The organism is Labrys sp. 22185 (assembly GCF_052045555.1).
GTDB classification, from domain to species: Bacteria; Pseudomonadota; Alphaproteobacteria; order Rhizobiales; family Labraceae; genus Labrys; species Labrys neptuniae.
In genome coordinates this window covers 231644-246003 of record NZ_JBQEPH010000004.1, presented here as the reverse complement: position 1 = coordinate 246003, position 14360 = coordinate 231644, and the positions used below count along the sequence as shown (strand labels likewise).

The window sequence follows — 14360 nt, the reverse complement described above, 5'->3', positions numbered from 1 at the left end:
TGGTCAGGGTTGCCAGGTATTGTTCTTTTCCAAAACCGGTTTTTCGATGATGGCGTCGGCGGCCTTGGCCGCACCGATTACCTCGAAAAGCTCGCGCAGGGCCTCCTGCACGCCGGCACCGGAGATGGATGACAGGATGATCGGCGTCTTCTTCGCCGCCCGCTTCAGCCGCGCCACCTGTTCCTTCAGCAGTTCGGGCGAGAGCGAATCCGTCTTCGACAGCGCTACGATCTCCGGCTTGGTGGCCAGATCCCCGCCATAGGCGGCCAGCTCGTTGCGGATGATCTTGTAGGCCTTGCCGGCGTGCTCGCAGGTGCCGTCGACCAGATGCAGCAGCACGCGGCAGCGCTCGACATGACCGAGGAAGCGGTCGCCGAGGCCGTGCCCCTCATGGGCGCCTTCGATCAGGCCGGGAATGTCGGCGAGCACGAATTCGCGCCCGTCAACCCGGACGACGCCGAGGCCAGGATAGAGCGTGGTGAAGGGATAGTCGGCGATCTTGGGCTTGGCGGCCGTCACCGTGGCCAGGAAGGTCGACTTGCCGGCATTGGGCAGGCCGACCAGGCCCGCATCGGCGATCAGCTTGAGGCGCAGCCAGATCGTCTTCTCCTCGCCCGGCAGGCCGGGATTGGCGCGGCGCGGCGCCTGGTTGGTCGAGGTCTTGAAATAGGCGTTGCCGAAGCCGCCATTGCCGCCCTTGCAGATCAGGGCGCGCTGGCCGACCTCGGTGAAGTCGGCGATCATGGTCTCGCCGTCCTCCTCATAGATCTGGGTGCCGACCGGCACCTTCAGCACCACGTCGGGCGAATTGGCGCCAGTGCGGTTGCGGCCCATGCCATGCATACCGACGCGCGCCTTGAAATGCTGCTGGTAGCGATAGTCGATCAGCGTGTTGAGATGGTCGACGCATTCGGCCACGACCGAACCGCCCTTGCCACCGTCGCCGCCGTCGGGGCCGCCGAATTCGATGAATTTTTCGCGCCGGAAGGACACAGCGCCCCCACCGCCATCGCCGGCTTTGACGTAGATCTTGGCTTGATCGAGAAACTTCATGGCTCGGTTCTAGTCCTCATGGAAGATGGTCAAGCCAGATCCGAAACGAGGTCTCTCGGCCAATTCTCCCGCTGCGCAAGCCGAACGGCCCACGCCCACACTGTCGATGCTATCTAGCTGATGGCGCTGACATAGTGCCTTTGCGGGTAAAAAGCGAGGGATTTCATATAGACCGCTCTGCCCTGCGGCCGAGAGCGACTGCCCCCGGTGGCGCCGGTTTTGATGGTCTGCCGCCGTGCCGGCGGCAATGATTACAGGAAATACACTTGCATCGCCCCTGCCACGCCCCCACATTCCGGACGCGGGCCGGGCCCCTCTGACGTCGCGCTTGATGCGCACGTGATGTCGGACCGCTGAAAAAGGGCCCGTTCGTAGACATCGAAGCGGGCAACAGCAAGATAGGTTGCCGATCATGCGCTTCAGCAAGACTCGTCTCTTTTCCCTGGTCACCGCCCTGTCCCTGGCGTTTACGCTGGCGGCGGTGGATCTGTCCGAGGCCCGCCGCGGCGGCAGCATCGGCAGCCGTGGCGCGCGCACCTATGATTCCGTGCCGGCTACCCGCACAGCGCCGGACCAGGCCGCCCCGGTCCAGCGTTCGATGACCCCCAATCCCGGCCCGAGCACGACGCAGCCCGCTTCGCCGCTGGCGCAAGGCGCCGCGCAGCAGCGGCCCGGCCTGTTCGGCGGCGCCGGCGGCCTGATGCGCGGCCTTTTGGTCGGCGGCCTGATCGGCGCACTGCTGGGCTATGGCTTCGGTGGCCTCGCCGGCATGCTCGGCTTCCTGCTGCAGGCGGCCCTGATCGCCGTGATCGCCTTCTTCGCGATCTCCTGGTGGCGTTCGCGCCGCACGCCCTCGACTGCGACGGCAGGCGGGCCGCAAATGTCGCGCGGCTTCGACTTTGGCAACCAGGGCTTGGGCAATCAGGGCCTGGGCAATCAGGGCTTCAACCGCGATGCGCAGCCGACCACGAGCGGCCGCACCGGTTTCTTCGGCCTGTCATCCCCGGCGGCGGCCAGCCCTGCCCGTGGCGAGGCCTTGGAGACCACGCAGGCCGATCTCGACACCTTCGAGCACCGGCTGACCGAGGTCCAGGATGCCTTCGCCAAGGAGGATCACGCCGCCCTGCGCCGCCTGACGACGCCGGAAATCGTATCCTACTTCTCCGAAGAACTGGCCGACAACGCCAAGCGCGGCGTCCGCAACGACGTGCGCGACACGCGCCTGCTCCAGGCCGACATTGCCGAAGCCTGGCGCGAAGGTGATGAGGACTATGTCAGCGCCGCTTTCCGCTACCAGTCGGTCGACGTCCTGCGCGACCGCACCACGGGCGCGATCGTGGAAGGCAAGGACGAGCCCAGCGAAACGACGGAGATCTGGACCTTCGTGCGCCGCCGCGGCGAAGACTGGAAGCTCTCGGCGATCCAGGAAGCCTGACGCTTGAAGTCCCTGTCGGGCTGGTCTTCAGGCCAGCCCGAGTAGCCATGGTTCCAACTGCCATGTCTCCGCCGGGGCTTTGGCGGGGCTGAAGACCCGGCGCCCTTTGCCGCGCTTTGCATCAGCCGCCGTGATGCCCGGCTGGCCTATCGCTGCTGCGTCTGCCAATCCTTGGCTTGATAGACCGGCGCGTTGGAGGGCGCCAGCAGCGGCTTGCCGAGGATGTGGTCGGACGCCTTCTCGCCGATCATGATCGAGGGCGCGTTGAGGTTGCCGTTGGTGATCAGCGGGATGATCGAGGAATCGGCGATGCGCAGATTCTCCAGACCCACCACCTTCGTCTCGAAATCCACCACCGTCATCGGATCGGCCGGATCACCCATCTTGCAGGTACCGGACGGGTGGAAGGCACTCTCGACATGCTGGGCGATGAAGGCATCGATCGCCTCGTCCGAGGTGACGTCGGCACCGGGCGAGATCTCGCGGCCGCGATAGGGCTCGAAGGCCTTCTGCTGGAAGATCTCGCGGGTCAGCCTGACGCAGGCCCGCATCTCCGTCCAGTCGTCGGGGTGGCTCATATAGTTGAAGCGGATCAGCGGCGCCTCGCGCACATCGCGCGATTTCAGGCGGATATGGCCGCGGCTCTTGGAGCGCATCGGCCCGACATGGGCCTGGAAACCATGCTCGGAAGCGAGCGAATTGCCGTTGTAACTCACCGCCATCGGCAGGAAGTGATACTGGATGTCGGGATAGGGAATGCCGGCGCGCGAGCGGATGAAGCCGCAGCTCTCGAAATGGTTGGTGGCGCCGAGGCCGTCCTTGCGCAGCAGCCACTGCACGCCGACCATGCCCTTGGCGATCGGGTTGGTGACGGAATAGAGGGTGATCGGCTGCGTGCTCGCCATCTGGAAATAGAATTCGAGATGGTCCTGCAGATTCTCGCCGACGCCGGGCAGATCGTGCACGATGTCGATGCCGAAGCCCTTGAGTTCGGCCTGCGGCCCCACACCCGAGGCCTTCAGCAGTTGGGGATCGTTAATCGGCCCGGCCGCCAGGATCACCTCCCGCCGCGCCATCACGCGCTTGAGCACGGAGCCCTGCCAATATTCGACGCCGACCGCCTTCCTGCCCTCGAACAGGATGCGGCTTGCCAGCGCATGCGTCTCTACCGAGAGATTGGCCCGTTTCATCGCCGGCTTGAGATAAGCATTGGCCGTGGACCAGCGCCGACCCTTATGGACCGTCATGTCCATGCGGCCGAAGCCTTCCTGCTGATAGCCGTTCACATCATCGGTGGCCGGATAGCCGGCTTCGACGGCCGCATCGATGAAGGCTTGGTAGAGCGGGTTGGCGAGCTTGCCATAGGAAGTCTTGAGCGGGCCGTCGGCGCCGCGATATTCGTCCCCGCCCTCCTCGCGCCCTTCCGCCCGGCGGAAATAGGGCAGCACGCCGGCGTAGTTCCAGCCCCGCGCGCCTGCGTCCTGCCAGGCATCGTAGTCCAGGGCATTGCCGCGGATATAGACCATGCCGTTGATCGAGGAGGAACCGCCCAGCACCTTGCCACGCGGGGTGTGCAGGCTGCGTCCCCCCAGCGCCGGCTCAGGCTCGGCATGGTAGCGCCAGTCATAGCGCGGCGAGTTCATCGGGATGGAGAGCGCGCTCGGCATCTGGATGAACACCGAGCCGTCACTGCCGCCGAATTCCAGCAGCTTGACGCGATGCGTGCCATCCTCGGTGAGGCGGTTGGCCATTACGCAGCCAGCCGAGCCGGCGCCCACGATCACATAGTCGAATGTTTCGGTCATGGTTCAATCCCGGGGTGCGCGGACGTCTCGTCCGCTCGTCCCATCCTGCAATCGTCGCGTTTCCAGGTGCGGACGCCGGGACATGCCGGCATGTCGCTGTGACGTCCGCGTTCCCAGAGCTCAGTACGGCGCCTCGATGTCGCCCAGGGCGACGTAGACGCTCTTGATCTGGGTGTAGTGCTCTACCGCCGCGCGCGAATTCTCGCGCCCGAGGCCGGAGAGCTTCACCCCGCCGAAGGGCAGCTCGATCGGCGTGACGTTGTACTGGTTGATCCAGCAGGTGCCGGCCTCGAGATTGGCGATCACCCGATGGCCACGGGACAGGTCATTGGTGAACACGCCGGCCGCCAGGCCATATTCGGTGTCGTTGGCGCGGGTGACGACCTCGTCCTCGTCCTCGAAGCTCAGCACCGTCATCACCGGGCCGAAGATCTCCTCGCGCACGATGGCCATATCGTCCTGGCAGCCATCGAAGATGGTGGGGGCAACGAAGGCGCCCTTGGCGAGCGCACCGGTGGTGACGCGATGGCCGCCGGTGAGCAGTCTGGCGCCTTCGGCCTTGCCCTTCTCGACATAGGACATCACCTTTTCCAGGTGCTCCTGGCTGACGAGCGCACCGACATGGGTGTTGGGATCGAGGGGATCGCCGATCACCATCTTCTCGACCCGCGCCTTGAGCTTGGCAAGGAAGGCGTCCTTCACCGATTTGTGCACGAAGACGCGCGTGCCGTTCGAGCAGACCTCGCCGGCCGAATAGAAATTGCCGAGCAGGGCACCGGAGACGGCATTGTCGAGCTTGGCGTCCTCGAACACGATCAGGGGCGACTTGCCACCGAGTTCCAGCGTGACATGCTTCAGCGTCTTGGCGGCATTGGCCATGAGGATGCGGCCGGTGCCAGCCTCGCCCGTCAGCGAGATCTTCTTGATGGCAGGATGGGCGACCAGTGCCTTGCCGACGCGGGCATCACCCTGCACCACGTTGAAAACGCCATCCGGCAGGCCGGCTTCCTTGAAGGCCTCGGCGAGATAGGGCGCGGTCAGCGGCGTGACCTCGGAGGGCTTGAAGATCATGGCGTTGCCACAGGCGAGCGCCGGGGCGGATTTCCAGCAGGCGATCTGGATCGGGTAGTTCCAAGCGCCGATACCGGCGACGACACCGAGCGGCTCGCGGCGGGTATAGCCGAAGGCAGACGGGCCGAGATCGACATGCTCACCGGTGAGGGTGGCGGCGATGCCGGCGAAATATTCGAGGCAGTCGGCGCCCGACAGCACGTCGACGGCGATGGTTTCCTGGATCGGCTTGCCGGTATCGCGCGTCTCGATCTCGGCCAGCGCCGCATTCTTCTCGCGCAGGATGTCGGCGGTGCGCTTGAGGATGCGGCCGCGCTCGGCGCCCGTCATGCGCGACCACACCTTGAAGCCGGCCTTGGCCGCCTCGATCGCCCGCTCGATGTCGGCATCGCCGGCCTGCTCGACCTCGGCGATGGTCTCGCCGGTGGCCGGATCGACCGAGGGGAAGGTCTCGCCCGAGGTGGCGTCGACGAAGGCGCCGCCGATATGGTTCTTCACAACGCCGTAGCGCATTCTTCAAACTCCCCGCCTGGAAGGGCCGCCGCTTGTTCGGAGCCGTTTTCCGCTTTTCGATATGAACTCAACTTCCAAATGCAAGCCGGCGCCCTCGCCTCCGGCCAATCCTCGGCGCCAACTCCCGGCGCCTGACCTCAGCGGCTGAGGCCGAGCAGCATGAACTGACTGTCGACGAAACCGGTCGCCACACTCCTGGCCATGCGGCCATCCGGATCATTGGCAAGGGTGGCGCGCAGCCAAAGCCCGTCGATCATCGCGGCGATGGTCTCGGCCAGCGCCCGCGCCGGCTCCGGCCGCAGCACCGGCAGCAGCGCATGGGCGAGATTGCCCGCAATGCGGCGATGATAGGCCCGCTGTACCCGGGCAAAGCGCGGCGAATGCGGCACCTGTCCCCAGAAAGCCAGCCAGACCGTGCCGATGCGCCGTTCGAACTGGCTGACACCGAGCATCGTATCGATCACCGCCTGGACACGGGCCCGCGGCGTAGTGGCGTCGCGCAGGCGGGCTGCGGCCCCCCGCGACAACTGCCGGGCGAGATGACGCAGGGTCGCTTCCAGGAGCCCGTCCTTGTCCCCGAAATAGAAGGAGACCAGGCCAGTGGAGACGTCCGCGCGCCGGGCAATCTCCGCAATCGTCGTAGCATTGAAGCCGAGTTCGCCGATCGCCTCGATGGTCGCTTCGATCAACTGCCGACGCCTCACATCTCCGGCGTCGACGCGACGCAGACGGATCGGGCGTTGGTTGGTTGAGGTGAGTTGAGCGGCCATGGCCAATACAATATTTTGAACGTTCAATCAGTCAAGAGCCGATCGCCATGCCGACGCCGATTCTTGGCGGCGATCGGAATTGGAGACCGGCGTCGATCCCCTTTCCATTTTCCTGCGAAGGCGGCATGCTGGCGTGCGACGAGCCCAAGCGTTCGCGATTTGCGGAATCACCAAAAATCGCCAAGGCGCTCTAGCCAATCCGGTGGATTGGCCTGAAAACAAGGAGCTGGAGCACATAAGCGCTCAGTCATGAGCGCGCTTTGCTCCAGGAATCAGACGGGAGGAACAACCGGATGCGCGACAAGTCGACCGAAGGCCAACTCGTACCAGGGCTTAATGTCATCGAGACGACGGAAACGGATAATGTCCTGCGCTGGGATGGCCATATGGTCTATGTCGAGCACAAGGTCTTCCATAACGGGCAGGTGGTCCACGAGCGCTACAAGCGCCGCGTCACGACCGAAGTCGCCAAGGCCCTGCTGACCACGATCCAGCTGAACGGCTGAGCGAAGCGCGAATGTCGTCGCACCATGCCGGGCATGGTGCGATCTTCGCTTTGCTGCGATCGTGGCTTTCCGCCCTCGCAAAAACAAAAAGCGCGCCGAAGCGCGCTTTTCAGAACGAAAGGATGAGCGAACTCAGCTCAGCGCCTTCTGCAATTCCTTGATCTGGCCGAGCTTGAGATCGGCCAGGGCCTTGGCGGCATCGTCGACGGCGGCCTGGACCGCAGCCTCGGCGGCCGCAATTTCCTGGCTCAGCTTGTCGGGCGTCAGTTCCTCGATCGGAACGGCCTGCTCGGCCAGGATGGTGAGGCCCTGCGGATTGACGTCCGCGAAGCCGCCGCGCACGAACAGATGACGGGACGAGCCGCCGGCGGTTTCCTTGACCACGATGATGCCGGGCCGAATGGTCGACATCACCGGAGCGTGCTGGGACAGCACCTCGAAATCGCCTTCGCTGCCCGGCACGACGACGGATTCGACAGGGCCGGAGAACAGCAGCTTCTCAGGCGTGACGAGTTCGAATTGGAAGCTGGCCATCGATGCGGTCCTTGATTTCCAGAAGAGGGGCGCCTGGCGGCGCCCCCATTAGCCTTGTTACGCAGCCTCGGCGGCGAGGCGCTTGCCCTTCTCGACGGCCTGCTCGATGGTGCCGACCATGTAGAAGGCGGCTTCCGGCAGGTAGTCGTACTGGCCTTCCACGATGCCCTTGAAGCCCTTGACGGTGTCCTCGATCGGAACCTGCACGCCGTCCGAGCCGGTGAACACCTTGGCGACGTCGAAGGGCTGCGACAGGAAGCGCTCGACCTTGCGCGCGCGGGCCACGGTGAGCTTGTCCTCTTCGGACAGTTCGTCCATGCCGAGAATGGCGATGATGTCCTGCAGAGACTTGTAGCGCTGCAGGATCTGCTGGACCGAACGAGCCACCGCATAGTGTTCCTCGCCGACCACGGCCGGGGAGAGCATGCGCGAGGTGGAGTCGAGCGGGTCGACCGCCGGATAGATGCCCTTTTCAGCGATCGAGCGCGACAGCACGGTCGTGGCGTCCAGATGGGCGAAGGAGGTGGCGGGCGCCGGGTCGGTCAAGTCGTCGGCCGGCACGTAGATGGCCTGCACCGAGGTGATCGAGCCCTTGGTCGTGGTGGTGATGCGCTCCTGCAGTGCGCCCATGTCGGTGGCGAGCGTCGGCTGATAGCCCACGGCCGAAGGAATACGGCCGAGAAGCGCCGACACTTCCGAGCCGGCCTGGGTGAAGCGGAAGATGTTGTCCACGAAGAACAGCACGTCCTGGCCCTGGTCGCGGAAGTTCTCGGCGACGGTCAGGCCGGTCAGGGCGACGCGGGCGCGGGCACCCGGCGGCTCGTTCATCTGGCCGAACACCAGGGCGCACTTCGACTGGATGCCCTTGGGGTTGTGCGGATCGTCGTTCACGCCGGCTTCGATGAACTCGTGATAGAGGTCATTGCCTTCGCGGGTGCGCTCGCCGACGCCGGCGAACACCGAGAAGCCGCCATGGGTCTTGGCGATGTTGTTGATCAGTTCCTGGATGAGCACGGTCTTGCCGACGCCGGCGCCGCCGAACAGGCCGATCTTGCCGCCCTTGGCGTAGGGAGCCAGGAGGTCGACGACCTTGATGCCGGTGACCAGGATCTGGGCTTCGGTCGACTGCTCGGCGAAGGTGGGCGCCGCAGCGTGGATCGGGCGAACGCCGTCACCGTTGACCGGACCGGCTTCATCGATCGGCTCGCCGATCACGTTCATGATGCGGCCGAGCGTGGCATTACCGACCGGCACGGCGATCGGGGTGCCGGTGTCGGTGACTTCCTGGCCGCGGACCAGACCTTCGGACACGTCCATGGCGATGCAGCGCACGGTGGATTCGCCCAGATGCTGGGCGACTTCCAGCACGAGGCGCTGGCCGTTGTTGGTGGTCTCAAGCGCGTTCAGAATCTCGGGCAGATGCTCGTCGAACTGCACGTCGACGACGGCGCCGATGACCTGCACAACGCGTCCGGTCTTGTTGGCCATGGGGTTCTCCAAAAGTCTCTTCTATACTTGAAACGGATCAGACGACGGTCAACGTGACCGGCACGTTGTTGCGCGTCGCCCGGGAATAGGGGCAGATCTGGTGGGCTTCTTCGACCAGGGCCTTGACGGCGGCAGGATCGGCGCCGGGAACATGGACCTTCAGCTCCACCGCGAGAGCGAAGCTGACATCGTCCTTGCTCAGTGTGACCTGGCAGGTGATCTTGGCCGTGTTGCCATCGATGCCATGCTTGCGGCCCAGCGCCACGATCGCCTGGCCATAGCAGGCCGAATAGCCCAGCGCGAAGAGCTGCTCGGGGTTGTGGCCTTCGCCATTGCCGCCCAGCTCCTTGGGGAACGCCATGGCGAGCGCCAGCCCGCCATTGTCGAGAATCGCACGGCCTTCACGGCCACCCTTGGTCGAGGCAGAAGTCGTATAAGACATCACGAATCTCCTTGTTCCCATATGCGATCGCGGCCTGCAAAGGCCGCAAACGCCTTAGAGTGCTTCCGCACCCGAGATGATTTCGATCAGTTCCTTGGTGATCATCGCCTGGCGCGTGCGGTTGTAGGTGATCGTCTGCTTCTTGATCATCTCGCCGGCATTGCGGGTGGCGTTGTCCATGGCGCTCATCTGCGCTCCATAGAAGGAGGCATTGTTCTCGAGCAAGGCGCGCAGCACCTGCACCGAGATGTTGCGCGGCAGGAGATCGGCGAGGATGGCGCCCTCGTCCGGCTCATAGTCATAGGCAACCTTCTGCGCGCCTTCCTGGACGACCGGCACTTCGGCCGGGATCAGCCGCTTGGCGGTCGGGATCTGCGAGATCACCGACTTGAAGGTCGAATAATAGAGCGTGCAGACGTCGAAGGCGCCTTCGGCGTAGAGCTTGCGGATCTTCGCACCGACCTGATCGGCATGCTCGAAGCCGAGCTGACGAACGGAGCGGAAATCGACCAGCTCGATGATGTGCTTCTCGAACTGGCGCTTGAGCACGTCAAAGCCCTTGCGCCCAACGCACAGGATCTTCACCGTCTTGCCCTGGCCGAGCAGCGCCGTCGCCTGCTCGCGGGCAAGGCGGGCGATCGAGGTGTTGAACGCACCGCACAGGCCACGCTCGCCGGTGCAGACCACCAGCAGATGGGTCTGGTCCTTGCCGTTCCCCGCCAGCAGCGGCGGAGCCTGGCGCGGATCGGCGATCGAGCCGGCGAGATTGGCCAGCACGGCGTCGATACGCTCGGCATAGGGACGCGCCGCCTCGGCCGCTGACTGGGCGCGGCGCAACTTGGCGGCCGCGACCATCTGCATGGCCTTGGTGATCTTCTGCGTCGCCTTCACCGAGGCAATGCGGTTTCTAAGGTCCTTAAGCGATGCCATCGCTTCGCCTTCCTATCAGTGCTTGCGGATCAGGCGAAGGTCTTGGCGAACGCCTCGACCTGGTCCTTGAGCTTGGCGGCAACGTCGTCGCTGAGATCGCCGGAAGAACGGATCGCCTCGAGGATCGAGCCCTCGGCGCGCAGCTTGGCGAGCAGACCCGTTTCGAAGGGCTTCACCTTGCTGACCTCGATCTTGTCGAGATAGCCGTTGACGCCGGCGTAGATCACCACGACCTGCTCTTCCATCTTCAGCGGCGAGAACTGGCCCTGCTTCAGGAGCTCGGTCAGGCGGGCACCGCGGGCGAGCAGACGCTGCGTGGTGGCGTCGAGGTCGGAGCCGAACTGGGCGAAGGCGGCCATTTCGCGATACTGGGCGAGCTCGCCCTTGATCTTGCCGGCAACCTTCTTCATCGCCTTGGTCTGTGCCGAGGAGCCGACGCGCGACACCGACAGACCCACGTTCACGGCAGGACGGATGCCCTGGTAGAAGAGGTCGGTCTCGAGGAAGATCTGGCCGTCGGTGATCGAGATCACGTTGGTCGGAATGTAGGCCGACACGTCGTTGGCCTGGGTTTCGATGACCGGCAGGGCGGTCAGCGATCCCAAACCGGCGTCCTTGCCCATCTTGGCGGCGCGCTCGAGCAGACGGGAGTGCAGGTAGAACACGTCGCCCGGATAGGCTTCACGGCCCGGCGGGCGGCGCAGCAGCAGAGACATCTGGCGATAGGCGACGGCCTGCTTGGACAGATCGTCATAGATGATCACGGCATGCATGCCGTTGTCGCGGAAATATTCGCCCATGGCGCAGCCGGCGAAGGGCGCCAGGAACTGCATCGGGGCCGGGTCGGAAGCGGTCGCGGCGACGACGATCGAGTAGTCGAGCGCACCGTTCTCTTCCAGCACCTTGACGAACTGGGCGACGGTGGAGCGCTTCTGGCCGACGGCGACATAGACGCAATAGAGCTTCTTGGTCTCGTCGTCGCCCTGGTTGAGCGGCTTCTGGTTGAGGATGGTGTCGAGCGCCACGGCGGTCTTGCCGGTCTGGCGGTCGCCGATGATCAGCTCGCGCTGGCCGCGGCCGATCGGGATCAGGGCGTCGATGGCCTTCAGGCCAGTCGCCATCGGCTCGTTCACCGACTTGCGCGGGATGATGCCGGGCGCCTTGACGTCCACGCGGGCGCGGTGGTCGGCCTGGATCGGGCCCTTGCCGTCGATCGGGTTGCCGAGGGCGTCAACCACGCGGCCGAGCAGGCCCTTGCCGACCGGCACGTCCACGATGGCGCGGGTGCGCTTGACGGTGTCGCCTTCCTTGATCTCGCGGTCGGAACCGAACAGCACGATACCGACATTGTCGGTTTCGAGGTTCAGCGCCATGCCACGCACGCCGCCAGGGAACTCGACCATCTCACCGGCCTGGACGTTGTCGAGGCCATAGACGCGGGCAATACCGTCACCGACGGAGAGAACCTGACCGACTTCGGAAACTTCGGCTTCCTGGCCGAAATTCTTGATCTGGTCCTTCAGAATGGCGGAAATTTCTGCGGCGCGGATGTCCATCAGCCGACCTCTTTCATGGCGATCTTGATCGATTGGAGTTTGGTCTTGAGCGAGGCGTCGATCATACGGCTGCCGATCTTGACGATCAGACCGCCGATCAGGCTCGGGTCGACCTTGACGTTGAGGGTGACGTCCTTGCCGGTCGCGCTCTTGAGCGAGTCCTTGAGGACATTGAGATTGTCGTCGGAGAGCGGCTGGGCCGCCGTGACTTCGGCGCTCGCCTGTCCGCGCGCCTTGGCGACCAGCGCGGTGAAGGCGGAGATCATGTCGCCAACCGCGAAGAGGCGGCGGTTATGGGCGGCGAGCTTGATGAAATTGGCGGCAATACCACCGATGCCGGCGCGCTCGAGCACGGCCGTTACGGCTTTGGTCTGCTCTTCGGAGGAAAAGACGGGACTGCGGACGAGGCGCTTGAGATCGGCGCTTTCCTCGACGAGGCCATTGAAACGGCCAAGATCGGCTGCAACGGAATCGATGGCGTTCTGCTCACTGGCGAGCTCGAACAAGGCATTGGCATAGCGGCTTGCCATGCCGGATACGATCGGTTCTTCCCCTGCCACCGCGTGTCTCTCTGCTGAAACCACTTCGGGAGAACAGCAGTCCAGCCGGGATTCCCCGCACCCGACCGCCCAACCCCTTGGCGGATATGTTGAATTTCCTCACGGTTGCAGGAAGGACAAGGTCCCGCCCCTGCAACACGAGCGCTCACCTAACACACAGGCTTGGCCGACGCAACAAGAGGGAAACACCGAAAACGCGGCGAAAAAACCTCAATCCACCGGCAGAACCCGCCCCGTTTGTCACGGTTCTCGAATGAGAGCGGCGAGGACACCTTCCGCCATCCCGGATCGGAGGTCGGATTCGGCCGCACGCCCGCGCGTCAGGTCCCGTGTTTTCAGTGCACGAAAAGTTCCGGGCCCCGCCCCGGCGCCCGTACTCAAGACAAACAAAAGGGCCGGCAATCAGCCGGCCCGGACGAGATGCCGCGCGGAGAACCGCGCGCAATCTCAGGCGTCGGACTTCTGGGTCAGGATCTGGCGGCCGCGATACATGCCGGTCTTCAGATCGACATGATGCGGACGACGCAGTTCGCCCGAATCCTTGTCCTCGACATAGGTCGGAGCCTTGAGGGCATCAGCGGAACGGCGGAAGCCGCGCTTCATGCGGGAGGTTTTTCGCTTCGGAACAGCCATTGGGGTATCTTCTTCGTGGCGTGCGGATGCCGTGACAGTCACGACAGGCCGATGACAAAATCGATTGAAGGCGCAGCCTATACAGGAAGAGAACTCAGGAAGAAAGAGGCTGGCGCGAGATTCTTTCGTCCGGGAAATAGCGCGGCCGGGACCGCGGAGCTGCAGACCTTATCTCACACAGTCGAAATAGCCGGACGAGTTGCGGGCGCGGTTGACGATCAGGCCGGCCAGGTTGCGCAGGCGCCGCGTCGGCGAGCCGGCGCTGCGGCGGATCGGATTGGGCAGCACCACGGCGAGCTGGGCCGCCTCGCGGGCATTGAGCCTGGAAGCCGGCTTCTTGAAATAATGCTGGGCTGCCGCCTCGATGCCGTAGATGCCGTCTCCCCATTCCGCCACGTTGAGATAGACCTCCAGCACGCGCTTCTTCGACCAGACCAGGTCGGTCCACACGGCCAGCGGTACCTCGAGCGGCTTGCGGGCGAAGGTCGGCAGCGGCCACAGATAGAGATTCTTCACCGTCTGCATCGCGATGGTGGAGGCGCCGCGCGAAGGGCCCTTTTCGCCGCCGCGTTCCAGCACGTCCGCGATGGCGCCGAAATCGACACCCCAGTGACGGCAGAACTGGCCATCCTCGGAGGCCATCACCGAGAAGCGGGCGACCGGCGCGATGTTCTCTATCGGCGTCCAGCGCCGGTCGACGGCTTGGCCGGTGAGATAGCGTCCCAGCATGGGCAGCGAGATCGGCGGCACCACCGTGTAGAGGATGGTGAGCACCACGGGCAGGGCTGCGAGCCCCACGGCAACCATGACGAGGCGCCGCCATAGCGTGCGCGAGCTTCTCCTGACGGCCATTGCAACCCCAAGTTCCGGCCTGTCTTCGGGCGCTGCCGCGTCAGCCATCACCCCTGCCCGATCCCTCGTTTCACGCCTCGTCATAGCGCAAAGCGCCAGCCAGCGCACCCGGCTCGTCGCGAAGAGGTGGTGACGACCCGCCCCAGCACGACGGCTGCAGTTTTCATCCGAAGGAAATGCGGAGTGTCGGCCTCCTGGCCGACATCGTGAAA

General features: G+C 64.6%; 14 protein-coding genes. 2 read left to right on the top strand and 12 right to left on the bottom strand.

The genetic code is table 11. From position 1 onward, the window contains the following. Positions 1–3: 3 nt before the first annotated feature. Positions 4–1053, bottom strand: a complete 1050-nt coding sequence (obgE, locus tag ACTJKX_RS11080; protein WP_367626655.1) for a GTPase ObgE — start codon at positions 1051–1053, stop codon at positions 4–6. A gap of 412 nt (positions 1054–1465) precedes the next feature. Between obgE and ACTJKX_RS11075 the strand changes: the two genes are divergently transcribed. Further along, on the top strand, positions 1466–2488 hold the full coding sequence (locus ACTJKX_RS11075; protein WP_440725290.1) for a TIM44-like domain-containing protein: 1023 nt from the start codon (positions 1466–1468) through the stop codon (positions 2486–2488). Positions 2489–2634: 146 nt separating this feature from the next. On the opposite strand, the gene betA is transcribed toward ACTJKX_RS11075, so the two are convergent. The 3 genes from betA to betI all read right to left on the bottom strand — a co-directional run bounded on the left by betA (position 2635) and on the right by betI (position 6566). Continuing rightward, entirely contained in the window at positions 2635–4293 is a 1659-nt protein-coding gene (gene betA, locus ACTJKX_RS11070; protein WP_440725289.1) for a choline dehydrogenase, read from the bottom strand. A gap of 120 nt (positions 4294–4413) precedes the next feature. Continuing rightward, a complete protein-coding gene (betB, locus tag ACTJKX_RS11065) occupies positions 4414–5877 on the bottom strand; it encodes a betaine-aldehyde dehydrogenase (RefSeq protein ID WP_440725288.1) in 1464 nt (487 codons plus the stop codon). A gap of 137 nt (positions 5878–6014) precedes the next feature. Continuing rightward, positions 6015–6566, bottom strand: a complete 552-nt coding sequence (gene betI / locus ACTJKX_RS11060; RefSeq protein WP_440725287.1) for a transcriptional regulator BetI — start codon at positions 6564–6566, stop codon at positions 6015–6017. A 374-nt stretch (positions 6567–6940) separates the two neighbouring features. Here betI and ACTJKX_RS11055 point away from each other — a divergent pair, with 374 nt between their 5' ends. Then, positions 6941–7153, top strand: coding sequence for a hypothetical protein (locus ACTJKX_RS11055; protein ID WP_322433605.1), 213 nt, complete (start codon positions 6941–6943; stop codon positions 7151–7153). Positions 7154–7285: 132 nt separating this feature from the next. Here ACTJKX_RS11055 and ACTJKX_RS11050 read toward each other — a convergent pair whose 3' ends face one another. From ACTJKX_RS11050 to ACTJKX_RS11015, 8 genes are all read right to left on the bottom strand, one after another. Next, positions 7286–7687, bottom strand: coding sequence for a F0F1 ATP synthase subunit epsilon (locus tag ACTJKX_RS11050; RefSeq protein ID WP_394311059.1), 402 nt, complete (start codon positions 7685–7687; stop codon positions 7286–7288). A 57-nt stretch (positions 7688–7744) separates the two neighbouring features. Continuing rightward, positions 7745–9175 carry a F0F1 ATP synthase subunit beta gene (gene atpD, locus ACTJKX_RS11045; RefSeq protein ID WP_068294763.1) on the bottom strand — a complete coding sequence of 477 codons (1431 nt, stop codon included), beginning with the start codon at positions 9173–9175 and terminating at the stop codon, positions 7745–7747. Between the two features lie 37 nt (positions 9176–9212). Continuing rightward, positions 9213–9617 carry an organic hydroperoxide resistance protein gene (locus tag ACTJKX_RS11040; RefSeq protein ID WP_311934622.1) on the bottom strand — a complete coding sequence of 135 codons (405 nt, stop codon included), beginning with the start codon at positions 9615–9617 and terminating at the stop codon, positions 9213–9215. 54 nt (positions 9618–9671) lie between these two features. Next, positions 9672–10547: a F0F1 ATP synthase subunit gamma gene (locus tag ACTJKX_RS11035; protein WP_440725286.1), complete on the bottom strand. Its 876-nt coding sequence runs from the start codon at positions 10545–10547 to the stop codon at positions 9672–9674. A gap of 29 nt (positions 10548–10576) precedes the next feature. Beyond that, positions 10577–12103: a F0F1 ATP synthase subunit alpha gene (gene atpA, locus ACTJKX_RS11030; protein WP_440725285.1), complete on the bottom strand. Its 1527-nt coding sequence runs from the start codon at positions 12101–12103 to the stop codon at positions 10577–10579. After that, positions 12103–12663 carry a F0F1 ATP synthase subunit delta gene (locus ACTJKX_RS11025; RefSeq protein ID WP_322433608.1) on the bottom strand — a complete coding sequence of 187 codons (561 nt, stop codon included), beginning with the start codon at positions 12661–12663 and terminating at the stop codon, positions 12103–12105. The genes atpA and ACTJKX_RS11025 overlap by 1 nt, the downstream gene beginning before the upstream one ends. 447 nt (positions 12664–13110) lie before the next feature. Then, the gene (rpmF, locus tag ACTJKX_RS11020) at positions 13111–13296 is read right to left on the bottom strand and encodes a 50S ribosomal protein L32 (protein ID WP_068294749.1); all 186 of its coding nucleotides are present in this window, start codon (positions 13294–13296) and stop codon (positions 13111–13113) included. 168 nt (positions 13297–13464) lie between these two features. Next, the gene (locus tag ACTJKX_RS11015) at positions 13465–14196 is read right to left on the bottom strand and encodes a transglycosylase domain-containing protein (protein ID WP_440725284.1); all 732 of its coding nucleotides are present in this window, start codon (positions 14194–14196) and stop codon (positions 13465–13467) included. Positions 14197–14360: the final 164 nt, after the last annotated feature.